The organism is Pseudacidovorax intermedius (assembly GCF_001476815.1).
Classification (GTDB): domain Bacteria; phylum Pseudomonadota; class Gammaproteobacteria; order Burkholderiales; family Burkholderiaceae_C; genus Xenophilus; species Xenophilus intermedius_A.
On record NZ_LDSL01000120.1, the window covers coordinates 1 to 23412 of the forward strand.

Annotated in this window: 21 protein-coding genes and 1 pseudogene; 5 read left to right on the forward strand and 17 right to left on the reverse strand. The window is 73.1% G+C overall.

Annotation, left to right across the window (positions count from 1 at the left end; genetic code table 11):
- Positions 1 to 407: 407 nt before the first annotated feature.
- The 11 genes from NS331_RS17835 to NS331_RS17885 form a co-directional block, all read right to left on the reverse strand.
- Positions 408 to 1376 (reverse strand): SMP-30/gluconolactonase/LRE family protein, encoded by a 969-nt coding sequence (locus NS331_RS17835; protein ID WP_082702590.1) that lies wholly within the window; start codon positions 1374 to 1376, stop codon positions 408 to 410.
- 23 nt (positions 1377 to 1399) lie between these two features.
- Positions 1400 to 1885 carry a cupin domain-containing protein gene (locus tag NS331_RS17840; protein ID WP_206597346.1) on the reverse strand — a complete coding sequence of 162 codons (486 nt, stop codon included), beginning with the start codon at positions 1883 to 1885 and terminating at the stop codon, positions 1400 to 1402.
- Between the two features lie 166 nt (positions 1886 to 2051).
- A complete protein-coding gene (locus NS331_RS26240) occupies positions 2052 to 2189 on the reverse strand; it encodes an SDR family NAD(P)-dependent oxidoreductase (RefSeq protein WP_242873806.1) in 138 nt (45 codons plus the stop codon).
- On the reverse strand, positions 2189 to 2719 hold the full coding sequence (locus NS331_RS17845) for a nuclear transport factor 2 family protein (RefSeq protein WP_058643308.1): 531 nt from the start codon (positions 2717 to 2719) through the stop codon (positions 2189 to 2191). The genes NS331_RS26240 and NS331_RS17845 overlap by 1 nt, the downstream gene beginning before the upstream one ends.
- Positions 2716 to 3114 carry a VOC family protein gene (locus NS331_RS17850; RefSeq protein WP_058643309.1) on the reverse strand — a complete coding sequence of 133 codons (399 nt, stop codon included), beginning with the start codon at positions 3112 to 3114 and terminating at the stop codon, positions 2716 to 2718. The genes NS331_RS17845 and NS331_RS17850 overlap by 4 nt, the downstream gene beginning before the upstream one ends.
- Entirely contained in the window at positions 3111 to 3878 is a 768-nt protein-coding gene (locus NS331_RS17855; protein WP_058643310.1) for an SDR family NAD(P)-dependent oxidoreductase, read from the reverse strand. Before NS331_RS17855 ends, NS331_RS17850 begins: the two co-directional genes overlap by 4 nt.
- A complete protein-coding gene (locus NS331_RS17860; RefSeq protein ID WP_058643311.1) occupies positions 3875 to 6013 on the reverse strand; it encodes an acetate--CoA ligase family protein in 2139 nt (712 codons plus the stop codon). Before NS331_RS17860 ends, NS331_RS17855 begins: the two co-directional genes overlap by 4 nt.
- Before the next feature lie 249 nt (positions 6014 to 6262).
- Positions 6263 to 7024, reverse strand: coding sequence for an enoyl-CoA hydratase/isomerase family protein (locus tag NS331_RS17865; RefSeq protein ID WP_058643312.1), 762 nt, complete (start codon positions 7022 to 7024; stop codon positions 6263 to 6265).
- Entirely contained in the window at positions 7021 to 9345 is a 2325-nt protein-coding gene (locus tag NS331_RS27190; RefSeq protein WP_242873807.1) for an acyl-CoA dehydrogenase family protein, read from the reverse strand. The genes NS331_RS17865 and NS331_RS27190 overlap by 4 nt, the downstream gene beginning before the upstream one ends.
- A gap of 72 nt (positions 9346 to 9417) precedes the next feature.
- Positions 9418 to 10359 (reverse strand): flavin reductase family protein, encoded by a 942-nt coding sequence (locus NS331_RS17880; protein ID WP_058643313.1) that lies wholly within the window; start codon positions 10357 to 10359, stop codon positions 9418 to 9420.
- Between the two features lie 22 nt (positions 10360 to 10381).
- Entirely contained in the window at positions 10382 to 11476 is a 1095-nt protein-coding gene (locus tag NS331_RS17885; protein ID WP_058643314.1) for an LLM class flavin-dependent oxidoreductase, read from the reverse strand.
- Between the two features lie 102 nt (positions 11477 to 11578).
- Here NS331_RS17885 and NS331_RS17890 point away from each other — a divergent pair, with 102 nt between their 5' ends.
- Both NS331_RS17890 and NS331_RS17895 read left to right on the forward strand, forming a co-directional pair.
- The gene (locus tag NS331_RS17890) at positions 11579 to 12496 is read left to right on the forward strand and encodes a LysR family transcriptional regulator (RefSeq protein ID WP_058643315.1); all 918 of its coding nucleotides are present in this window, start codon (positions 11579 to 11581) and stop codon (positions 12494 to 12496) included.
- Positions 12497 to 12593: 97 nt separating this feature from the next.
- Positions 12594 to 12986, forward strand: a complete 393-nt coding sequence (locus NS331_RS17895; RefSeq protein ID WP_058643316.1) for a VOC family protein — start codon at positions 12594 to 12596, stop codon at positions 12984 to 12986.
- Positions 12987 to 13084: 98 nt separating this feature from the next.
- Here the strand turns inward: NS331_RS17895 and NS331_RS17900 are convergent, their stop codons facing one another.
- A complete protein-coding gene (locus NS331_RS17900; protein WP_058643317.1) occupies positions 13085 to 13966 on the reverse strand; it encodes an SMP-30/gluconolactonase/LRE family protein in 882 nt (293 codons plus the stop codon).
- Between the two features lie 143 nt (positions 13967 to 14109).
- Between NS331_RS17900 and NS331_RS17905 the strand changes: the two genes are divergently transcribed.
- Together NS331_RS17905 and NS331_RS17910 are read left to right on the forward strand one after the other, a co-directional pair.
- Positions 14110 to 15072 carry a Bug family tripartite tricarboxylate transporter substrate binding protein gene (locus NS331_RS17905; protein WP_058643318.1) on the forward strand — a complete coding sequence of 321 codons (963 nt, stop codon included), beginning with the start codon at positions 14110 to 14112 and terminating at the stop codon, positions 15070 to 15072.
- A gap of 13 nt (positions 15073 to 15085) precedes the next feature.
- Complete coding sequence (locus NS331_RS17910; protein ID WP_082702591.1) at positions 15086 to 16294, forward strand: CaiB/BaiF CoA transferase family protein; 1209 nt, start codon at positions 15086 to 15088, stop codon at positions 16292 to 16294.
- 244 nt (positions 16295 to 16538) lie between these two features.
- Here NS331_RS17910 and NS331_RS25675 read toward each other — a convergent pair.
- Positions 16539 to 16718: pseudogene (locus NS331_RS25675) on the reverse strand (CoA transferase); the annotation flags it as partial.
- A 196-nt stretch (positions 16719 to 16914) separates the two neighbouring features.
- On the opposite strand from NS331_RS25675, the gene NS331_RS17915 reads away from it, so the two are divergent.
- Positions 16915 to 19749: a hybrid sensor histidine kinase/response regulator gene (locus NS331_RS17915; RefSeq protein ID WP_058643320.1), complete on the forward strand. Its 2835-nt coding sequence runs from the start codon at positions 16915 to 16917 to the stop codon at positions 19747 to 19749.
- A 20-nt stretch (positions 19750 to 19769) separates the two neighbouring features.
- On the opposite strand, the gene NS331_RS17920 is transcribed toward NS331_RS17915, so the two are convergent.
- The 4 genes from NS331_RS17920 to NS331_RS17935 form a co-directional block, all read right to left on the reverse strand.
- Positions 19770 to 20582 carry an ankyrin repeat domain-containing protein gene (locus tag NS331_RS17920; RefSeq protein ID WP_242873808.1) on the reverse strand — a complete coding sequence of 271 codons (813 nt, stop codon included), beginning with the start codon at positions 20580 to 20582 and terminating at the stop codon, positions 19770 to 19772.
- A 1-nt stretch (position 20583) separates the two neighbouring features.
- Positions 20584 to 21132: a GlcG/HbpS family heme-binding protein gene (locus NS331_RS17925; RefSeq protein ID WP_058643321.1), complete on the reverse strand. Its 549-nt coding sequence runs from the start codon at positions 21130 to 21132 to the stop codon at positions 20584 to 20586.
- Between the two features lie 123 nt (positions 21133 to 21255).
- Positions 21256 to 21885: a response regulator transcription factor gene (locus tag NS331_RS17930; protein WP_058643322.1), complete on the reverse strand. Its 630-nt coding sequence runs from the start codon at positions 21883 to 21885 to the stop codon at positions 21256 to 21258.
- Positions 21886 to 21904: 19 nt separating this feature from the next.
- Entirely contained in the window at positions 21905 to 23383 is a 1479-nt protein-coding gene (locus NS331_RS17935; protein ID WP_058643323.1) for a sensor histidine kinase, read from the reverse strand.
- Positions 23384 to 23412 lie beyond the last annotated feature (29 nt).

Sequence of the window (23412 nt, forward strand, 5' to 3'; positions counted from 1 at the left end):
GGGTGCGGACCTGCTGCGACTAGTCTCGGCACGAGGCGGAGGTCGCCCGCCTGACCATCGGCGACTGAGCCGATCCGCACAGCCTCGACCATCTGTCTAGAGGGCACCACGTTTGAGCTGCCTAAGAGCGTGTGGGAGTCGGATCCCCCGGAGGCGGCGGACAGGGCGACGGTGCACGGCCGGTTGCGCGGTGGGTGGAGACCACCCCGTTGGGACTTCCTCACTGCGTGTGGAAGTCCCATCCCCCTCGAGGGGCGCACCCGGCGGCCCGGCAAGGCCGGTTCCGCGGGTGCACGGGCATGGCCTGCTCCGCGGCCCTTCGATGAGGAGGGTGGCGCCGGTTTCGGGCCATGGGGCGCCAGCGCGGGGATCGTCGAGATGACAGGGCCGGAGCAGGCCTGCCCGACCTAGTGGCCGGCGAGCGGCAGTGACCACAGGCTGTCGCCGCCGGTGACGAACAGCCGGCGCTCGTCGGCATCGAAGCAGCAGTTGCTGCACAGCTGCGGCGTGGGCACCGTGGCCAGGTGGCGTGCCTGGGCGTCGAACACCTCCACGCCGCGCGCCGAGCTGCTCCAGAGCCAGCCGCGGCGGTCCACGGCGAAGCCGTCCGGAATGCCCTCGGGCACCTGCACGAACAGCCGGCGGCGCGCCAGCCGCGCACCGTCGCGGTCGAAGGCGAAGATGCCGATCTCGCCCTCGCCATGCTCCGGCGTCTGCGAGGCATAGAAGGTGCGCCCGTCGGGCGAAAAGCCCAGGCCGTTGGGCTGCACCATGTCCACCAGCCGCTGCACCCGGCCGTCGGGCCCCAGCCGGCAGATGGCGGTGCGACCGCTTTCGCTGCGGCCGGGCACGCCCTGGCGCGGGTTCTCCAGGCCGAAGGTCGGGTCGGTGAACCACACGCTGCCGTCGTCTGCCACCACCAGGTCGTTGGGCGCGTTGAGGCGCAGGCCCTCCGCATGGGTGGCCAGGGGCTGCGCCGGGCCGCGGCCGTCCGAGCGGCTGATGGCGCGCCGGCCATGTTCGCAGTGCAGCAGGCCGCCGTCGGGGGCGACGGCATTGCCGTTGATGAACGGCGTGGCGTCGAGCAGCACGTCCACCGCGCCGTCCTCGCGCCATGCCAGCACGCGGCGGCCGACGATGTCGCTGAATACCAGGCTGCGCTCGCGCGGCCACCAGACCGGGCCTTCGCACCAGCTGGCCTGGTCGTACAGCAGGTGGAGCACGGCGCCGCCCAGCACGGCATGCGCTTCCGGGCGGTGGCATCGAACCGGCGGCGCCTGTGCGGGCCGCGGCGCGCCGGGCGGGCGCAGGCGGGCCTGCCACAGCGGCGCGGGGTCGATGGTGGCGTCTGCCGTGGGCGCTGGATCTGTTGGCATCGGGGCGAGACCCTCAGATCCGATCAGCCGCCGAAGGGATGGCGGGTCTGCGCGGCGGGCGATGCCGCGAACTGCAGCATGAGCTGCAGGCAGGGCTCCTCACCGAGCTGGCCCGAGCGGTGGCCCCGCGCGCCGGTGGTGCCCTGGTCCTGGCCGAAGTGGATGTCGCCCGGGCCCATCTCCACCCGCTGGCCGTCCATGGTCTCGATGAACCAGCGGCCGCGCAGCGGCACCACCCACTGCGGATGCGGGCTTTCGTGCCAGTCGCCCACCCAGCCCACCGGCAGCACCGCGAACTGCACCGCGGCGACCTCGCCGGGAAAGGGCCGCAGCCACTGCGGCGACGCCTTGCCGCCGACGCTCTTCAGGCCGAAGCCGGCCATGCGCGACAGGTCGATGCGGCTGGTGCCCGACAGGTCGGTCCACAGGTGCAGGAAGGGCAGCAGCGGCGGCTGGTCGGGGTCGGTGCCCACGGGGGGCAGCGGCACGGTGGTGGGCAGATCGGGCATGGGCATTCGGGGTCCTTGTCGTGGCGATGGCGACTGGCGCGACGGCGGGTGGCCCGCGACGGGCCGGCAGCCGCGCAGCATGGCGCCATGGTCGGCGCGTGCAGGGGGCACCCGGTGCCGGACGCCGGAGCGCCCGGCCATCGGACGCGGCCCGGTTCCGTGGCGTTCAGGCGGCGGTGCCGCTTGACGGGGCGCGAGCGTCGGCATCGACCCGCACGCACCGCCAGCCCGCGCGCGCCAGCCGCAGCGCGGTGGCCCGGCCGATGCCCGCGGCCGCGCCGGTGAGCAGCACCGTGGGCGCCATCAGCCGCGCAGCGCTGCCAGCAGCGCGTAGATGGGATCGGCCGGCGCCATCGCCCCGGTGGGCTGGCGCGGGCCGAAGAGCCGGGCATCGGGCTGGGCCAGCTCCGGCCGCTCGCGCTCCTCGATCCAGTCGTACACCACCGTGCGCGCCGCGATGCGCCATTCGCCGCCGCGGCATTCGAAACGGTCCGCATAGCGGCCGCAGAGAAAGGTTTCGTGCGCGGGCTGGGCGGCGGTGGCCTGCAGCGCGATGAAGCTGCTTTCGACGGCGGCCGTGTCGCCCGCCAGCGCGATCAGGATGTTGCTGACCTGGTGCACCCGCCGGCCGCCCTGGCGCAGCCTGGCCAGCGCCTTGTCGATGAAGCCGGCGGCGCTGCCGTTCCAGGCGCCGTGGCAGTCGGTGGCGTCGGGCCAGTAGGCCGCGCGCAGGGCCGCCTCGTCGCAGCGGTCGATGCCGCGGCAGTAGCGGTACAGGCAGTCGCGGATGGCCTCGCGGGCCAGCAGCGCCTGCAGCGCGCCGGCATCGCTCACGGCTGCGCCTGCGCGCCGTCCACGGGCGCGCGGCGGAAGAGCTGAACCACATGCCCCTCGGGGTCGCGCAGCGACAGCACCGCGCCGTGCGCGCCCATGTCGCGCAGGCCCAGCACCTCGCCGCCGGCCGCGGCGACGCGTTCGGCGGCGCCGTCGAAGTCCGCCACCTCGAACACCATCACCGCGCCGGCGGTGGCGGGCGCTGCTTCCTCGCGGCAGGCCAGCGACACGTTGCCGCCGCCCACGCCGTACTGGTACCAGCGCTCGCCGTCGGCGAACTTGAGCGACAGGCCCAGCGCTTCGCTGTAGAAGGCATGCAGGGCGGCCGGCTGCTCGGCCACCAGGTAGACGTTCTGCAGCCGCACGGGCGCGAAGGGCCTGGCCGGCGCGCTCACAGCGAGGTCTCCGAGGCGCCGCCGTCCAGCCGCAGCACCTCTGCATTGAGAAAGCGCGCCTCGTCGCTGGCCAGGAAGACGATGGCGTCCGCGATGTCCTGCACCGTGCCCAGCCGGCCCAGCGGCGTGCGCGCGATGCGTTTGGCGTCCAGCTCGGCATTGCGGTTGCGCGCCGTGCCTTCGGTGGGCACGGCACCGGGCGCCACCGCATTGACGCGGATGCGGCGCGCGCCCAGGTCGGCCGCCGCTGCGCGGGTGATGCCCAGCACGCCCGCCTTGATGCCGCTGTAGACCACCGAGCGCATCGGCGACTTGAAGGCCGCGATGGAGGCCACGTTGACGATGGCGCCGCCGCGTTCCGCGTCCATGGCCTCGGCCGCGGCCTGGATGCCCCAGATCACCGACTTGAAGCCGATCTCCACCATGCGGTCCATGACCTCGGGCGTGATCTCGGCCAGCGTCTGGTAGCGCACCCAGGCGGCGTTGTTGACCATGACGTCGAGCCGGCCGGCATCGGCAGTGAAGCGCTGCACGGCCTCGCGCATGCCGTCGCGGGTGGCGACGTCGCAGGGCAGGCCGATGGCCTGGCCGCCCGCGGCGCGCACCGCGGCCACGGCGTCTTCCACGAACTCGGGCTTGAGGTCGTTGATGCCGACCACGGCGCCGCGGGCCGCCAGGGCGAGCGCGGTGGCGCGGCCGATGCCGTGGCCGGCACCGCTGATGAAGGCCGTGCGGCCAGCGAGGGAGGACGGGGTCGGGGTCATGGATGGACGTCCTTGTGGGTCTTCGAGGTGGGCACCAGCAGCGCATCGAGCGCATAGGCGCCCTGGCCTGCGTCCAGCACCACCAGTGGGTTGATGTCGATCTCGGCCACGTCGTCGGCATGCCGGGCGGCGAAGCGCGACAGCGCGGCGATGGCTTCGGCAGCGGCCGCGACGTCGGCCTTGGGCCGGCCGCGCGCGCCGTCGAGCAGCGGAAAGGATTGGAGCGACCGCAGCATGGCCTCGGCCGCCGCCGCATCGACCGGCGCGGGGCGCAGGGCCACGTCCTTCCAGATCTCGGCATGGATGCCGCCCAGGCCCACCATGACCATCGGCCCGAAGACCGGGTCGGTCTTGGTGCCCAGGATCAGTTCGCAGCCGGCCGGCGCCATCTGCGCGACCAGCACACCGGCGATGCGGGCCTGCGGCGCCTTGTCGGCCACGCGGGCGAGCATCGTGTCGTGCGCATCGACGAGCTGGCCCTCGCTGCGCACGCCCACCACCACGCCGCCGACTTCGGTCTTGTGCGCGATGTCGGGCGAGACGATCTTGAGCACCACCGGAAAGCCGATGGCGCGTGCCGCGGCCACAGCCTCGTCGCGCGTGGTGGCGACGACCTCGCGCAGCACCGGCAGGCCGGCGGCGGCGAGGACCGCCTTGGCGCTGGCCTCGGTGGCGAAGGCTTCGGGGGCCAGCGGCGTCCGGGACGTTTCCTCGACCTCGGATGGTTGTGAGGACTGCGTGCCCAGCGTCGCAAGTGCCGCCACGGTGGCGCAGGCCGCATCGATGCCCTCGATGGCCGGAATGCCCAGCGCATCCAGTTGGCGCCGCACCTCCGCCGGCGCCCGTGCGCACAGCACGATCAGCCGCTGCGGATGCCGCGCGCGCATCTGCGTGAGCGCGGCCAGGAAGACGTCGCGCAGCCGCGACACGTGGAAGGCATTGGCGGACTGCAGCAGCAGGGTGTCGCAGGCTTCGTCGGCGGCCACAGCGTCGAGCACCTGGGCCAGCAGCTCGGGCCGGCTGGAGACCTGGGCCGTCATGTCCACCGGATTGGCCGGCGCCGCGAAGGCCACCGCCTGCAGGATGCGCTGCTGGGTGGCCTCGGACAGGCGCGGCAGCGTGAGGCCCTGGGCGCTGGCGGCATCGGCCAGCAGCACGCCGAAGCCGCCCGAGGCGGTGAGCACTGCGATGCGCCGGCCCGCGGGCAGCCGGCCTTCGCCGAGCACGGCCAGCGCATGGCCCACGTCCAGCAGCTGCTCGATGCTGGGCACGCGCAGGGCGCCGCCCTCGCGCAGCACGGCGTCGAAGACCGCGTCGGAGCCGGCCAGCGCGCCGGTGTGCGAGGCCGCGGCGGCACTGCCGGCTTCGGAGACGCCGACCTTCAGCACCACCAGCGGCTTGCCGGCGGCGCGGGCCAGCGCCATCGCGCGGCGCAGCTTGGCGCCATCGCGGCAGGTCTCCATGCAGCAGAGGATGACGCGCGTGCCCGGATCGGCCGCCGCAGAGGCGATGGCATCGGCGATGTCGACGTCGCATTCGTTGCCGGTGGTCAGCAGGCGGCTGATGCCGAGGCCGCGCTCGGAGGCCAGGCGCAGCGTGTAGCTGCCCAGGTTGCCGCTCTGCGAGACGACGGCCACCGGGCCGGCCTCGGGAAAGGACGACTCCAGCGCCACGGAGAAGGTGGCGATGCTCTTCGCCGGCACGCCGATGGCGCCCAGGCAGTTGGGGCCGACCACGCGCAGGCCGGTGTCGCGGGCGATGCGGCCGATCTCGGCCTGCAGCTGGGCCCCGGCCTCGCCCATCTCGGAGAAGCCAGCGGACAGCACCACGGCGGCCTTCACGCCGCGAGCGGCGCAGTCGCGCACCGCCTGCGGCACGCTCTCGGGCGGCACGGCGATGACGGCCAGCTCGGGCGCGTCGGGCAGTGCGGCCACGTCGGGGTACGCACGCAGCGACTGCACCTCGGCCGCCTTGCGGTTGACCGGGTAGATCGCGCCGCCGAAGCCGTACCTGCGCAGGAACTGCAGCGGCCGGCCGCCGATCTTGGTCACGTCGTCGGAGGCGCCGACGATGGCGATGGAACGCGGCGCGAACAGCGCCTCCAGGCCGTGGCCGACTTCAGGCGCGCGACTCATGCGGCACCTCCGATGGCCGGACACGTCGGCACGCCGCCGGCAGTGGCGCGCAAGCCGGCTCCCTCTCCCCTTGCGGGAGAGGGCTGGGGAGAGGGGACTGGCGCCTTTGCAAGGCGCAGCATCGTCGGCAGGGCGTTGACCCCTCTCCCCAACCCCTCTCCCGCAAGGGGAGAGGGGCTCATGGCGGCGCGAGGTGCCGCGACGCACCGTGCCGATCCGATAGGGTCCATGGCTGGTCGGCCGGTCATCTCATCGCCCCTTGTAGACGGGGGCGCGCTTTTCGAGGAAGGCCTGGCGGGCCTCCTTCGCGTCCTCGGTTTTCGCCAGCGCCATGGTGAAGTTCTGCTCCACCCGGTAGCCGTCGCGCTGGGGCATCAGGTCCATCATGTTGGCGGCCTGCTTGGCCGAGACGAGGGCGAGCGGGGCCTTGGCGGCCAGGTCGCGCGCCACCGCCATGGCCAGCGGCATGAGCTCGTCGGCGGGCACCACCTCGTCCAGCACGCCGCGGCGGTACAGCTCGGCGGCCGACACCTTCATGCCGCTGAAGAACATGCGACGCGTGAAGGAGCGGCCCACCAGCGTGCGCAGCATCGAGACGCCACCGGCCAGGCCGACGTTGATCTCGGGCATGGCGAAGGTGGCGTCCTCGCTGGCCAGGTAGATGTCGCAGGCCGCCATCAGGCCGAAGCCCGCGCCCAGCGCCGGGCCGTTGACGGCCGCGATCACCGGCTTGGCGCATTCGCGGATGGCGTTGCCCGTCTCGCGCGTCCAGCGGTTGTGGTCGAGGAAGTCGCCGGCCTTGTCGGCATCGGGCCGGTCCCTGAGGTCGGCGCCGGCGCAGAACGCCTTGCCCGTGCCGGTGAGGATGGCCACGCGCACGTCGCTGCGCTCGGAGATGGCGTCGAAGGCGGCGATGAGTTCGCGGCGCGAGGCGCGGTCCAGGGCATTGACGGGCGGCTTGTCCAGCCGCACCACGGCGATGTAATCGGAGACTTCGAGGTGGATGCTCATCGCGCGCTCCCGGCAGGGGTGTTGGAAGAGAAAGAAGAGGACGGGTGGCCGGCGGCGGACGCGTCGGCCGCATGCAGCAGTTGCGCGAGCTGGCCGAGCCGGTCGCCGTAGCGGAACTCCGACGCGATCAGCCGCTGCGCCAGGCGGGTGGCCAGCACCTCCTCGCTCAGGCCCATGCCGCCGTGCATCTGGATGGCGGCCTCGGCCGCGGCGCGGGCCGTCTCGGCGATGGAGAGCCTGGCCAGCTGCAGCGTGCGGCGCAGGTCGGGCGCGCCGGCATCCAGCGCGTGGAAGGCATGCATCACCAGGCCCTGCGCGCACTGCGCCTTCACGAACATGTCGGCCACGCGGTGGCGCAGCACCTGGAAGGTGGCGAGCGCCACGCCGAACTGCCGGCGCTCCTGCAGATGGGTGAGGGTGTGGCGGATCAGCGCCGCCTGCGCTGCGACGGTGTCGACCAGCGTGAGCAGCAGGGCCGCATCGCCGGCGGCGGCCAGCGCGGCGCGCAGCGGCTCGCCCTGCGCGATCAAGGCCGTGGCGGGCAGTGCGACGGCGGCCAGCACGAAGTCCGCGGCGCGCCGGCCTTCCATGGTGCGGTAGCGCGCGGCGGGCGCGCCGATGCGCTCGGCATCGACGAGGAAGAGCGCGGGTGCGCCGTCCAGCGTGGCCACGGCCAGCCAGTGGCTGGCAGGCAGCGTGACATCCACGCCGGGCACGCGGCCGTCGAGCACGAAGCCGCCCTCGCTGCGCACCGCACGCAGGCTGCTGTCTTTGGGCAGGACTGACAGTGCGGCCAGCGGCGCCATCTGCACTTCGGACTCGGCCACGGCCTGGAGCCACGGGCCGGCCACTTCGGCCGGCGCGGCGCGCAGCAGCAGCGGCACGACGGCGCAGGCCTCGATCACCGGCAGCTGCAGGCCTTGCGCGGCCAGGCCCTCGACCACGCTGGCCAGGTCGGCCAACGTGCCGCCGACGCCGCCGTCCGCCTCGGGCACCAGGGTGGCGGTCCAGCCCAGCTCGCGCACCGGATCGCCGGGCAGCGTGGCGCTGTGCACATGGTCCTGCGCGAAGCGGTCGGCCGCGTCGAAGAGCATGCCGGGGAAGAGGGGGGCGGCGGCGGGCGACGCCTGGTCTGCGCCCAGCAGCGCGTTGGCGATCACGTTGCGCTGCACCTCCGAGGTACCGCCCGCGATGGTGCGGGCGCGGGTGAACATGTAGTTCTGGATCCAGGTGGCGGCGGGCAGCTCGTCACCGCCTTCTTCGGCCAGGAAGCGGTGCGCGGCCTCGGGGCCGACGGCATCGAGGGCGATGGTGGTCAGGCGCTGCGCCACGTCGGCGCAGCTCATCTTGATGGCCGAGGGCTGCACGCCCAGCGGGCGCTGGTGGATCAGGTCGTCGGTGGCCTGGGCCATCATCACGCGGGCGCCCTGCAGTTCGGCCTCGCACAGCAGCAGCTTGTGCTGCAGCACGCCGAAGTCGCGCCGGGCGCCAGCGGCCTGCGCGGCCTGCGCGGCCTGCGCGGCCTGCGCGGCCTGTTGCAGCAATGCCGACACCTGGCGGTGCATCAGTGCGAGCCGCGCCACGTTGGCCGGGGGCAGGCGTTCGCGCTCCAGCAGGAACTTGGCGCAGGTCCAGCCCTTGCCTTCCTCGCCGATCAGGTTGTCGGCGCGCACCCGCACCTCGTCGAAGAACACTTCGTTCAGGTGGTGCCAGCCGTCGATGGTGCGGATGGGCCGCACGGTGATGCCCGGCGTGTCCATGGGCACCAGCAGCAGTGAGATGCCTTCCTGCTTCTTCGCCTCTTTGGATGTGCGAACCAGCATGTAGATCATGCTGGCCTCGTGCGCATGGGAGGTCCAGATCTTCTGGCCGTTGATGACCCAGTCCTCGCCGTCGCGGCGGGCGCTGGTCTGCAGCGAGGCCAGGTCGGAGCCGGCGCCCGGCTCCGAATAGCCCTGGCACCACCAGTCCGAGCCGTCCAGGATGCGCGGCAGGAAGCGGGCCTTCTGCTCGGGCGTGCCGAAGCGGATGATGACCGGGCCGATGTGGCCCAGCCCGTGGTGGTACAGCGGCGGGCAGTCGTTCTCGGCCATCACCTCTTCGAAGATCAGCCGCTGGCGGATGTCCCAGCCGGTGCCGCCGACCTCGACCGGCCAGCTGGGTGCGCCCCAGCCGCGGTCGTTCAGGATCTGCTGCCAGGCCTGGTACTCGCGCTTGGTGATCTTCTGGCCGGCGGCCACCACGGCCCGGATCTCGGGCGGGCAGGCCTGGCGGGCGAAGGCCGCCAGTTCACGCCGGAACGCGGCGTAGTCGATGGGCATCGTGTCTCCTCGTCTCTCTTCACTCATTCGGATCGCACGGCGGCCGCAGCCGCGGGGCGGATGGGACGCGGGTCAGCCGCGGCGCAGCTGGTCGATCAGCGCATCCAGCGCCGCGGCGGCGCCTTCCGCATCGCGCGCACGCAGGTGGCGCACCACGGCGCGCCGCAGCGGGTACAGGTCGGGCCGCGCGCGCACCGGCAGCACATGGGTCATGCGCTCGCGCAGCACGTTGGTCATGGTCTGGGCCATGAGCATCAGCGCGCCGTTGTGGCCGGCGGCGGCGATGGCGCCGAAGAAGGCGCTGGCCGACGCGATGCGGGCCCTGAGCGGCGCGTCCTCCGGGTGGTCCTCGATCAGTGCGGCGGCGGCCTCGATGGCGTCGATCTCGGCCTCGCTCGCGCGTTCGCAGGCCAGGCGCAGCAGCCGGCCGTAGAGCGTGCGGTAGGCCTCGTCCACGTCGGCGTCGCCCATGCCGCCCTGCACCACGCGCTGGCGCAGCGACTCGGCCAGGCGCATGTAGGCGCCCTTGTAGAACACCAGCGCCTGTTCGCCGGTGCCGGCGCCCAGGTGCTGCACCTCGCCGACGAAGATGACGTGGTCGCCCGCGTCGTGGGCGGCGAACAGGCTGCATTCGAAGCTGGCCAGGCAGTCGTCCAGCAGCGGCATGCCCAGCTGGCCCTCGCGCCAGGCCACGCCCTCGAACTTGTGCTCGACCTTGCTGGAGGCGAAGCGGCCCGACAGCGCGTCCTGGTGCTCGCCCAGGATGTGGATGGCGAAGCCCTCGGCCTGCTGGAAGGTCTGCAGCAGGCGGCTGGCCTTGCGCAGGCTGAACAGCACCAGCGGCGGCTCGAGCGAGACCGAGCTGAAGCTGTTGCAGGTCAGCCCCGCGGGCTGGCCGTCGGCCGTGCGCGTGGTGACGATGGCCACGCCGGTCGGAAAGCAGCCCAGGTGCTGGCGCAGCAGCGCGGGCTCGATGGCGGGCCGGGTGCGTTCGGCGATGGCAAGCGCGGTCATGGCGGGCCTCGGCGTCTGCGGCTCAGGCGGCGGCCAGTTCGGGCTGGGCGGCCGGGGCGCGGTGCGGCGGATCGTTGGCGATCTCCTGCTGCACCGCCGGCATGATGACCTCGGCCCAGGTGCGCAGCTGGCGCAGCATGGTCGGATGGTCGAAGTCGCCCATCTGGGTCTGGAAGCAGTAGTGCACCGGCTTGAGCGTGCGAATCTCGGCGACCACGCGCTCGATCACCGTGTCGATGCTGCCGACGGGCAGCAGGGCGCGCATCTCGTCCAGCGTGGGCTCGCCGTCGACGATGCCTTCTTCCACCTGGTAGTCGTCGGCGATCTGCGCCGTGCGGCGCTTCAGGCTGACGGCGATGCGGCGCTGGTAGCGGGCGCACTCCAGGTACTTCTCGACCTCGGCCTTGTCGTTGCTGGCATAGGCGGCGCGCAGCAGGCCCACGGGCACGGCGGCCGGGTCCTTGCCCTCGGCGCGGGCCACCTTGTCGATCAGGGCGCGGGTGCCGGCGAGCTTTTCGAGCCCGCCGTCGCCGCCGGAGACGAACACGTGGTGGCCGCCGCGCACGGCGCGCGCGACGAAGGCCGGGTCCACGCTGGTGATCCACATCGGCGGGCCGGGCTGCTGCACGGCGCGCTGGCTGATGGCGCTCATGGGCTGCTGGTAGAACTGGCCGTCGTAGCTGAACTTGGGCTGCGCGAGGCCCATTTCCAGCATGTCCAGCATCTCGAAGGTGCGGGCCTTGGCCGTCTCCAGCGACACGCCGAAGCGCTCGAATTCGAAATGCTGGTAGCCCGAGCCGATGCCCAGGTTGAGCCGGCCGTCGGAGAGCTGGTCCACCATCGCCACGTCGGCGATCAGGCGGGCCGGGGTGTACAGCGGCGCCACCACGATGCCGGTGCCCAGGCGGATGCGGCGCGTGGCCGCGGCGCAATGGGCGATCATCGTCAGGGGCGACGAGCACAGGCCGTAGTTGCTGAAGTGGTGCTCGGCATACCATGCCGCGCCGAAGCCCAGTTCGTCCGCCAGGCGCGTCTGCTCCACCGCGTCCCGCAGGATCTCGTGCGAGGTCTTATGTTTGTTCCGCTGCTGCATCAGAATGAAGATTCCGAAGTCCATGGCCGTTGCTCCTGATCGTTGGTTCGTGACGTGGATCAATGCTAGGAACGCCCCGGCCTGCCGGCGCACCGTCATGCGCACACCTTCTTTGCGTCTTTCGAAATGAAGGCCCTCGACTCGCTGCGCATCTTCGTGGCCACCCAGCGCAAGGGCAGCCTGTCGGCCGCGGCGCGCAGCCTGAGCCTGTCGCCGGCCACCATCTCGCGGCGCATCAGCGCGCTGGAGGAAGAACTGGGCGTTCAGCTGGTGGACCGCACCAGCCGCAACCTCAAGATGACCGAGGCCGGCCAGGCCTTCCTTTCACGCGCCGAGGGCGTGCTGGAGGCCATGGCCGATGCCGAGCAGGCCGCGCGCAGCGCCCGCCAGCGGCCCGAGGGCCGGCTGCGCGTGCATTCGCGCACCCACATCGGCCTGCGCGTGGTGGCGCCGCTGCTGCCGCGCTTTGCCCAGCGCTACCCGGACATCCAGGTGCAGATCGAGCTGTCGGAGCACCCGGTCAACCTGGTCGAGCACGACTTCGACGTGGACATCCGCACCGGCGAGTCCAACGACTCGGGTTTCGTCATCAAGCGCCTGCTGTCCAGCGACGAGGTGCTGGTGGCCAGCCCCGCGTACCTCAAGACCAACTCGCGCATCAGGCACCCGAGCGACCTGCCGCAGGCCCGCTGCCTCACCTACCGCCGCGAGCATGAGGCGACGAGCTGGAAGTACGTGGACGAGCAGGGCGTGCAGCAGGAGCTGGCGATCCAGGGCGTCCTGAGCGCCAACAACGGCGAGATGCTGCGCCTGGCCGCGCTGGGCGGCATGGGCGTGGCGCTCCTGTCCGAGCCCACGGTGCGCAGCAACCTGCAGGACGGTACGCTGGTGCGCCTGCTGCCCGAATACCGCTTCGCGGTGCGGGCGTTCTCCAACGGCATCTTCGCCGTGTTCCGCCAGAGCCGCGCCCTGCCGCTGAAGGTGCGGGCCTTCGTCGACTTCGTGGCCGAGGCGCTGCAGGACGACGCGCCGGCCGATCGCTGAGTCCGATGGGCTGCTTCGACGGACGCTCCGGACAGGCCACGACCGGCCGCCGTGCCACCCGCCTGCGCGCATGGATCACACCCCCAGGAACCGCTTCATGATCGACCATCTCGACCACCTCGTGCTCACGACTTCCCGTCCGGCAGCCTGCATCGACTTCTACACCCGTGTTCTCGGCATGCAACTCGAGCGCTTCGTCGGCGGCACGCCGCCCGTCGAGCGGCAGGCCCTGAAGTTCGGCCACCAGAAGATCAACCTCCACGTCCAGGGGGCGGAGTTCGAGCCGAAGGCCCACCTGCCCGTGCCCGGCGCGCTGGACCTGTGCTTCATCGCGGCCGTGCCGCTGGACGCGGCAATCGCCCGGCTCGCGGCCTGCGGCTGGCCGGTGGTCGAGGGCCCGGTCGAACGCACGGGCGCGACGGGGAAGATCCGCTCGGTCTACGTGCGCGATCCCGACCTGAACCTGATCGAGATCTCCGAGCGGCTCTGAACCGGCGCCAGACGGGCGCGGCGCAGGCCGCGAAGCGGGTGCAGTGACCGGGGGGCGTCGCCGGATGAAGCGCCGGTGGAGAAGGCGGGCCTCGCGCCTCAGCCGCCGAAGCGTTGCGTCGGCAGCCCGGCCACCGGCAGGCCCTCCACCACGAACAGTCCGCCGTCCTGCGGCAACTGGCCTTCGAGGCGGGCGCTGCGCGAGATGCTGGTGACGTAGAGCTGCCGGTGCTGCGGCCCGCCGAAGCATAGGCTGGTCGGGTAGGTGAGTGGCATCGGCAGCAGCTGGGCCAGCTCGCCGTCGGGCGAGAAGCGCGCCAGTTTCGCGGCCCGCACCAGCACGCTCCAGACGAAGCCCTCGGCATCCACGGTGGCGCCGTCGGGCCCCGTGTCGAAGGCGTGCGTGTCCACGAAACGGCGTTTGCCGGCGAGCGGGCCCTGCGGGTCGTAGTCGTAAGCCCAGATGACGCGGGCCAGGCTGTCGGCCGCGTAGAGCGTGCGGCCGTCGGGGCTGAAGCACGGCCCATTGGCGAAGCCGATGTCATCGGCCAATGCCTCCACGTGTCCGTCGGGCCGCAGCCGGTAGAGCCCGCCGCGCACCGGTGCGCCCTCCGGCCGGTTCATGTGCATGGTGCCGGCGACGAAGTTGCCGGCCGCGTCGCACTTGCCGTCGTTGAGCCGCACGTCGGCATCGGTGAGGCCGATGCCGCCCAGCATCGTCAGCGCGCGCGTGCCGAAGTCGTAGCGGCCGAAGCCGTGACGCAGCGCCACCACCACCGCATCGCCCCGCGCGGGCGCAATGGCGCCCAGCGGTGCGGGCAAGACATGAGACTCCAGCGCGCCGGTGGCGGGCTGCAGGCGGTGCAGCGTGCCGGCCAGCGCGTCGATCCAGCAAAGTGTCTGCGCGTCGGCGTTCCAGCAGGGGCTTTCGCCCAGCTGGTCGCGCGTGGGGCCGACACGGCGGATGGAGGGATGCGGCATGGCGCGCAGTGTCCGCAGGCTCCCCGCTGCGGGATGTGCAGGACTGGCAAAGCATCTTTTCATTGATCGAGATCAAGGGCCATGGACGGCCCCCTAGACTGGCCGCCACGCCCGAGACAGGGCCAAGGAACAGGAGACAAGACATGAGCCAACGCCGCCACTTTCTCGCGGGCCTGCTGCTCGGCGCCTGCGCGCTGAGCCCCGCCCTCGCCCAGCAGAACGTCACCCGCATCGTCGTGCCCTTCGCCGCCGGCGGCGGCACCGACCAGTACTGCCGCATCCTGGCGCAGGAGCTGAACAAGCAGGGCATGAACGTCATCATCGAGAACAAGCCCGGCGCCAGCGGCATCCTGGCGGCCGACTACGTGGCGCGTTCCAAGCCCGACGGCCAGACGGTGCTGGTCTCCTCGCTGGGCACGCTGGCCAACAACATCGCGCTCTACGACAAGCTGCCCTACGACCCGGCCAAGGACTTCGCCTCGGTCACGCAGATCGCCTACCAGCCCTCGGTGATCGTGGGCCGCACCGACCTGCCCTACAGGAACATCAAGGAGATGGTGGCCTACGCCAAGGCCAACCCCGGCAAGATCAACCGCGGCTCGCCGGGCGCCTCCATCCTGACCAACCTGGCGCCCATCGCCTTCGAGCGCGCGCAGGGCTTCAGCACCACGCACATCCCCTTCAACGGCGACGCGCCGGCGCTGCAGGCGCTGCTGGGTGGGCAGATCGACATCCACGGCACCTCCATCACCGGCTCGCTGCCCTACATCAAGGCCGGCAAGCTGCGGGTGCTGGGCGTCATGGACGACAGGCGCCTGCCCCAGGTGCCCGATGCACCCACCTTCAAGGAACTGGGCTACGACATGGTGGCCACGCTCTGGTATTCCTTTTCGGTGCCGGCCGGCACGCCGCGCGCGGCCATCGACCGGCTGAACAAGGCCGTCAACCAGGTGATCGCCGACCCCGAGTTCGTGGCCCGCGCCCGCGCCATCGGCATGGAGCCGCGCGGCAGCACGCCGGACGAGCTGGACCGCTTCGTCAAGACCGAATCGGAGCGCTGGCTGCCCCTTCTGCAAAGCCTGAACATCCCCAAGCAAGGCACTTGAGCTGCCGCCCGCCATGACTTCCTTGACCCCCGCCCCACTCGCCGGCCTGCGCGTGCTGGATCTGTCCCGCGTGATGGCGGGCCCGCTGTGCGCGCAGGCGCTGGCGGACCTGGGCGCGGAGGTGATCAAGGTCGAGCACCCCGGCCGCGGCGACGACACGCGCGACTGGGGCCTGCGCATCGGCCAGCACAACACCACCTACTTCAACAGCTGCAACCGCAACAAGCGGTCGGTCGCCATCGACCTGCAGACGCCCGAGGGCCGCGACATGGCGCGGCAGCTGGCGGCGAAGAGCGACGTGCTGATCCAGAACTTCAAGCACGGCGGCGCCGAGAAGATGGGGCTGGGCTACGAGGACCTGAAGGCGCTGAACCCCGGGCTGATCTATTGCTCCATCGCCGGCTATTCGGCGCTGGGGCCGGAGAAGGCACGGCCCGGCTACGACCTGGTGATCCAGGGCGAGACCGGCCTGATGGCGATGAACGGCGAGGAAGGCCAGGGCCCGCTCAAGTTCGGCATCGCCGCGGTGGACATGTTCACCGGCATGTACGCGGGCCAGGCCATCCTGGCCGTGCTGCACGAGCGCCACCGCACGGGCCGCGGCCGGCACATCCAGATGTCGCTGTACGACGGCGGCATGATGATCACCTCGTACTACGGCCTCACGGCCTGGCTGCAGCAGGCCGACCCGCCCAAGTTCGGCAACTCGCATCCGTCCATCGTGCCCTACGGCGTGTTCGACGCGGCCGACGGGCCGGTGGTGATCGCGGTGGGCAACAACGGCCAGTTCCGCAAGTTCTGCGAGGCGGTGATCGATCGGCCCGACCTGCCGCAGGACCCGCGCTTCGCGCAGAACACCGAGCGGTCGAAGCACCGCGCCGTGCTGCTGCCGATCCTGCTGGCCGAAATCGCCAGGCATCCGCGCGCCCGGCTCATCGCGCGCATGGACGCGGCGGGCATTCCCTGCGGCGAGGTGCTGGGCCTGTACGAGGCCCTCGGTTCGGCCCGCACCCGCGAGGTGGGGCTGTGGCACCGCTACGAGGACAGCGAGGCCGGCACGCAGGGCGTGCATGCGCCGCCCTATGTCTTCGACGGCCAGCGCGCGCCGGTGCACCAGCCGCCGCCGCACCTGGGCGAGCACACGGCCGAGGTGCTGGGCGAGCTGCTCGGGCTGCAGGGCAGCGACCTGGAAGGTCTGCGGGCGCGTCAGGTGATCCGGTAGCGCTGACTCGCTCGGCGACCGCTCCTCGGTTCAGGTCTCCGGCACATGGGTGAAGGCACACTCGTCCGATGTGGCTGGCGGCATGCGGCGTCGGTCGTCGGCGCACGGGCGGCAGGGCCACTAACCCGGCAGTGGGCGCCGGCACCTGAACTGGCCCGCATTCGCTCCCTCTCCCCTTGCGGGAGAGGGTTGGGGAGAGGGGCTGCAGCGGTCGCACTGGGCAGCAGCGTGGTGCACCATCCCCTCTCGGCGGCCCGTCCGCCTCGCCGGTCAGGTGGGCCAGGCCGCCCATGGCCTCGAAGATGCGCGCGAAGCCGGGCCGGCCGGCATAGGGCCCGGTCTGGCCGAAGCCCGTGAGCCTCAGCACGATCAGCCGCGGATTGGCCCGGTGCAGCGTCGCCAGGTCCAGGCCCCAGCGGTCCAGCGGCGGCCACCATCGACGCCTGCCGCCGCGAGGGCCGGTGCGGCTCGACCGACTTCCGGCCCGAGGTGGCGGCGGTGACGGTGCCGCTGGGCCGGCCGCCTGAGCCCCGCGTCACCGAGTCACGCGGCACGTCACAAGGCACAATCGCGCGGCCCCGGCCGCGTGCGCAACGGCCGGACATCCATCGAGGAGACGCATGCGCATCATCACGATGCAGGGCCGGCTGATGCTGATCGTGTCGGTGGCCATCCTGCCCCTGGCCCTGGTCTGCGGCCTGGCGCTCTATGCGCTGCTCGATGCCCAGCAGGCCAGCAACCGCGCCACCACCCTGGGCGTGGCCCGGGCCGTCGCTGCCGCCGTCGACGGCGAACTGCGGCTGACCATCGCCACCCTCGACGCCCTGGCCCTCACCGAGCCGCTGGGCAGCACCACGCCGGAGGGCCTGGCGCAGGCCCGGCAGCTGGCGTCGGCGGTGCGGCGCTCCCATCCGGAATGGGTGTCGCTGCTGCTGGCGGCGCCCGACGGGCGGGTGCTGTTCGACACCGACGCCCAGCCCGGTGCCGGCACCCGCCGCGTGGTCGAGAGCGGCAGCCTGGCGCAGGTGCTGCGCACCAACCAGCCGGCCGTGGGGCCCATGGTGCCGGGCCCGGCGGGCCGCCTCGCCTTCGCCGTGCGCGTGCCGGTGCTGCGCGACGGCGAGACCCGCCAGGTGCTCACCGCCGTCGTGCTGCCCGAGGCGCTGGCGAGCGTGCTGCGGCGCCAGGGCGCGCCCGAGGGCTGGATCCTGTCGGTGTTCGACAGCCGCGCCGCCCGCGTGGCCCGCAATGTGGACGACGAGCGCTGGCGCGGCGGCCCGCCCTCGCCCAGCCTGCAGCAGCTGCTGGACGAGATGGGCAGCCAGTCCGAGGGCGTGGGCACCGCGCTCACGGCCGACGGCGTGCGCGCGCAGACGGCGGTGGCCCGCCTGGAGTCCTTCCCCTGGTTCGTGGCCGTCGGCACCTCGGTGGAGCTGGCCGAGTCGCCGTTCCGCCGCAGCCTGCTCGCCTATGCGGCGGGCCTGCTGGTCTCGCTGGCCTTCGGCGCCGCCGCGGCCTGGTGGGTGTCGCGCGGCGTCACGCGGCCCATGGCCCGGCTGCGCGAGCAGGCCGATGCGCTGGGGCGCGGCGAGCCGATCGCCCCCCAGCCGTCCGGCGTGCCCGAGGTCGATGCCGTCGGCGACGCCCTGGCCGCCGCCGCCGGCCAGCGGCAGCGCCACGAGGCCGAGCGCCAGCAGTTGCTGGACGCCGAGCGCGGTGCCAGCGCCGCTGCGCAGGCCGCGCAGCAGCGGCTGGCCCGGCTGGTGAGCGCCGGCGCCGTGCTGTCGCAGTCGCTGGAGGAAGAGGCGACCCTGGCCGCCATTGGCCGGGTGGTGGTGCCGGCCGTCGGCGACCTGTGCCGCATCGACCTGCTGGACGAGCATGGCGTGCTGCAGCGCAAGCTCACGCAGCACTTCGACCCGGCGCGCACCGCCGCCATCGCCGCCATGGTGAGCGAACGGCAGGCTTCCTCCGACGCGCCGGGTTCCTTCCCCTGGGCCATCGCCACCGGCCGGACCTTCCTGCACAACATCGAGGACGCGGGGCTGCCGGCCTCGCTCGATCCGCAGTTGCGCGACTTCGTCGCCGCCCTGGGCATCACGGCCGGCTGCATCGTGCCGCTGGTGGCGCGCGGCCGCACCATCGGTGCGATGGCGGTGCTGCAGGCCGAATCGGGCCGGCGCTTCTCGGCCGACGACGGCGCCCTCGTCAACGACCTCGCCCAGCGCGCCGCGCTGGCCCTGGACAACGTGCGCCTGCTGGCCCAGGCGCGCGCGGCGCAGAAGCAGGCCGAGGACGCCAACCAGGCCAAGGACGAATTCCTGGCCATGCTGGGCCACGAGCTGCGCAACCCGCTGGCGCCCATCGCGCTGGCGCTGCAGCTGGTGCAGCGGCGCGACCCGCAGGCCTTCGTGCGCGAGCGCCAGATCATCGAGCGGCAGGTGCGCCACCTGTCGCGCATGGTGGACGACCTGCTGGACGTGTCGCGCATCGTCTCCGGCAAGATCGTGCTGCGCCCCGAGGCGCTGGACCTGCGCGACGTGGTGGCGCGGGCGCTGGAGCTCACGCTGCCGGCCCTGCAGCAGCGCGGCGAGATGCCGCAGGTGCGGCTGCCCGCCGAGCCCGTGCCGGTGCAGGGCGATGCGCTGCGGCTGGCGCAGATCGTGGGCAACCTGCTGAACAACGCCGCCAAGTTCACCGACCCCGGCAAGGCCATCCGCGTGGGGCTGGCCGTGGAGGGCGAGGCGCCGCAGGCGCAGGCCGTGCTGCAGGTGATCGACGAAGGCATCGGCATCGACGCGGCGCTGCTGCCGCGCGTCTTCGAGCGCTTCGTGCAGGCGCACCAGCCGCTGCAGCGCGCGGCCGGCGGGCTGGGCCTGGGCCTGGCCATCGCGCGCAGCCTGGCGCAGCTGCACGGCGGCAGCATCTTGGCGCGCAGCGAGGGGCCGGGCCGGGGCAGCACCTTCGAGCTGCGGCTGCCGCTGCAGGCCACCCCGGCGTCGCCGCAGCCGCTGCCCGGGCCGTCCGCCGAGCCGTCCGCGCCGCTCGCGCTGCTGGTGGTGGACGACAACGCCGACGCCGCCGATGCCCTGGCGAGCTGGCTGGAGCTGGACGGCCACCGCGTGCGCGCCGTCCATTCGGCGGAGGCGGCACTGGAGGCCCTCGCGGCGGCGCCGGCCGACGGCGCCATCTGCGACATCGGACTGCCCGGCATGAGCGGCCTGCAACTGGCCGAACGGCTGCGTGCCGACCCGGCCACGGCCGGCATGGCGCTGGTCGCCCTGACCGGCTACGGCCGCGAGGCCGACCGGCGCGGGGCGCTCGACGCCGGCTTCGACGACCATTTCGCCAAGCCGGCGCAGGGGGAGATCCTGCTGGCACGGCTGCGGGCCATCGTGGACGCGCGCGGGCCGGGGCCGGTCGCATGGCGCGCGGCGCGCAACACCATGGCATAAATAGTCCGCAACCCCAGTCCTTAGAGCGATCTGCTGCACGCAGGTGGCGACCGGGTCGGTGCCCTGGACGTGCGCATGCAGGCCGCCAGCCCGGACGCCGATTCCGCCGGCAGTCTGTATTCGCTGCACGACGTGCTGCAGGCGGCCTCGATCAACCGCACCATCGCCGTGTAGCCGCGCGCCTGCGCCAGGGCCAGCGGCGTGCGGCCCTGGCGGTCGGCCAGTTGCAGGTCGGCGCCGGCGTCGATCAGGGCGGCCAGCGTGCGCTGGTGGCGCGGGCCGCCGTCGCCCAGCACCACGGCCTCGATGGCGGCCGTCCAGTGCAGGTTGTTCACATGGTCCAGCGGCGCGCCGGCCCGGATCAGCCGCTGCACCACGGTGTCGTGGCCGAGGTGCGCCGCCGCGATCAGCGCGGTGCCGTCGTAGCGGCTGGTGACGAGGCCCGCCGACGCGCCCAGGTCCAGCAGCAGCGACAGCGTGGGCAGGTCGTCGGCCACGGCGGCAATGGTCACGGCGTCGTAGCGGTCGGTCTCCATCGCCCCCAGGTCGGCGCCCGCCGCCGCCAGCGCGCGGATGGCCTCGGCCTGGCGGGCGAAAGTGGCCACGTGCAGGGGCGTGCGGCCGTGGGCGTCGCGGCCGTTCACGGCCTCGCCGCGGGCCAGCCCCTGGCGCAGCGCCGCCACGTCGCCGCGCTGCGCTGCGCGGAAGAGGCCAGCGTAGGCCTCGGCTTCCGCGGCCGAGGGCGCGACCTGCGCCGAGGCGGGCGCCGCACCCAGCGCGAGTGCTGCGGCCACGGCCAACAGGGGCGCGGCGAGGCGGCGGCGCGTCGTCATCTCAAGCGCCCAGTTGGGCCTTGACGGCTTCCAGGCCGGCGTTGGCGCACTGGTCGTCCAGGTGGCCGCCGGGCGCACCGCCCACGCCCACGGCGCCGATCACCTCGTTGCCGGCCTTGATCGGCACGCCACCACCCAGCAGCAGGAAGCCGGGGATGTTCACCAGGTTGGCAGCGCCAGGGTTCTTCTGGGCGTTTTCCATCATCGCCAGCGTGGGTGCCTTGGCCGAGGCCGAGGTGAAGGCCTTGCGCTCGGCAGCGGCCACCGTGTGCGGGCCGGCGTTGTCGGCGCGCTGCACGGCGCGCACGGTGCCGGCACGGTCGACCACGGTGGCGGTCACGGCATGGCCGTTGGCGGCGCAGGCCGCCACCGTGGCGGCGGCGATCTGGTTGGCCAGCGGCAGGCTCAGGGCGCGCTCGGTGCGCAGTGCGGGTGCGGCGGCGGCCGGCTGCGCGGGGGCCGCGGCCTGCTGGGCCAGGGCCAGGCTGGCGAGCGTGGCCAGGGCGGCGCCGGTACAGGCGCGGGTCAGGCAAGAAGTCGAAATGGGCATGGAGATCTCCAGTGTCGTGAGGCGGTGAAGCCCGCTCGGTGGCGGTGATGCCACTGTAGAAATCCATCCGCGCCGCGGCCATTCGTGCGGCTACGCGCGCCACTGCGTAAAACTACGGAGCGCTCACGGCGCCGGTACCTCGGCCAGCACCGCATAGCGGCGGATCAGCTGCGCCAGCGACTCGCAGTCCAGCTTGGCGAAGAGGTTGGCGCGGTGCGTCTCCACCGTGCGCGGCGAGAGGTCGAGCCGGCGCGCGATTTCCTTGTTGGTCAGGCCTTCGATGATGAAGGCCAGCACCTCGCGCTCGCGCGGCGACAACTGGGCAAAGCGCTCGCGAGCGGCCTGGTCGCCCTGCAGCCGCCCGCGCGAGCGCACGTGCTGACGCACGGCGGCCTGCAGCGCGTCGATGAGCTGCTGGTCGTCCACCGGCTTTTCCAGGAACTCGGCGGCCCCGGCCTTGAAGGCGCGCCGGCACAGTTCCACGGTGCCGTGGCCGGTGAGCATGAGCACCGGCTGGTCCACGCCCTCGGCGATCAGCCGGTCCAGCACGGCCAGGCCGCCGATGCCGGGCATGCGCACGTCGAGCACGATGGCGCCGATCTCGCGCCGGTCGAACTGCGCCAGGAAGGCCAGCGGATCGGCCCAGGGCTGCACCCGCAGGCCCACCGTGCGGATGAGCAGCGCCAGGCCGTCGCGCACGGCGTCGTCGTCGTCGATGAGGTGGATCAGCGGAGATTGGGGCGAGGCGTTCATGGCGTGCGGGCGCGGGCAGTCAGGCATCGGCCAGGGGCAGGGCGAGCGTGAAGCGCGCGCCGCCCTCCGGCGGGTTGTCGGCGGCCAGGCTGCCGCCCTGGCCGGTGGCCAGCGTCTCGCTGAGGCTCAGGCCCAGCCCCAGGCCGCCGGGCCGCGTGCTGACGAAGGGCTGGAAGATGCGCGCCAGAAGCTCGGGCGCGATGCCCGGCCCGCTGTCGTGGATCTGCAGCAGGCCCTGGCCCGGCTGCCGCAGCACGGCGATGCGGATGCGCCGCGGGGCGTCGGCCGGCCGGGTCTCCAGCGCCTGCAGGGCGTTGAGCAGCAGGTTGTGGACGATCTGTTCTACCGCCACCGGGTCGGCCCGCACGCGCACCGGCTCCATGCCGGCGGCCGTTTCCACGGCCACCTGGCGGCGGGCGCATTCGGGCTCCAGCAGGTGCAGCGCGTCGCGCACCACGTCCTGCAGCGCGACCACGGCGCGGCGCTCGCCGGGCCGGGCCTCGGGCCGCTCGATGGCGCGGCGCAGGCGCGCGACCACGGCGGCGGCGCGGCGGGCCTGGTCGGCGGCCTGGGCCATGGCGCCGCGGGCAGTGGCCAGGTCGGGCGGGTCGTCGTCCAGCAGGCGGCGCGCGGCCTGGGTGTTGGCCAGCATCGCGGTCAGCGGCTGGTTGAGCTCGTGTGCCATGCCGGCGGCCAGCTCGCCCAGCGTGTTGAGCCGGCCGACCTGGCCGAGGCGCAGCAGTTCCTCGGCACGGCGGCGGCCGGTGCGCTGGCGCTGCCAGGCCCGCAGCATGCCCAGCGCCAGGGCGACGGCCGCGGCCCACAGCGCCATCGCGGCCCAGGGCAGCTCGGCCCAGCCCACACGGCGCGTGGCCACCACCTCGAAGGGTTGGCTGGCCGAGGCGAGTGTCTTGCGGAAGCCGAAGTGCCAGCCGTCCGTGGCCGTGGCGTCGCGGCCGGGTTGCAGGACGAAGGTGTGGCCATCCAGCGTCAGCACCAGGCGCGAGGCGGCCGTGCGCGGGTCGGTCGGCCATTCCTGCCAGGGCACGGCGGCGGCCAAGTCGATGTCCAGCGCGTAGCTGGCCGGCTCGGCCGCCATGAGCAGCTGGTAGCGGCCGGCGGCCAGGTCGACGCGGCTGAGCACGGCGGCCTTGCGGGCGTGCGAGCTGGCTTCTGCCGCGGCCAGCGCGGGGTCGGCCCAGGCGGTGCCGGGTGCGCGCCGCTGCACGCGCAGGATGGCGGGATAGACGGCGCTGAGCCGCTGCTCGGGCCGGTCGGCCCCGGCCGGCGCCGACGCACCGCCCAGCAGGGCCAGCGTGGCCAGCACCGCGTCGTACTGCACCACCTGCTGGCTCATCAGCCGGTGGGCGATGCGGCCCTCGGTGTCGAAGTCGGCCTGCAGGCTGCCCAGTTCGATCCGCGCGAGCCACACGCCACCGGCCAGCACGGCGACGAGCCAGGCCAGCAGCCAGGGCAACAGCGAGCGCAGGGAGCGCATTGGGCGGAGCATGCGGGCATTGTGCCGGT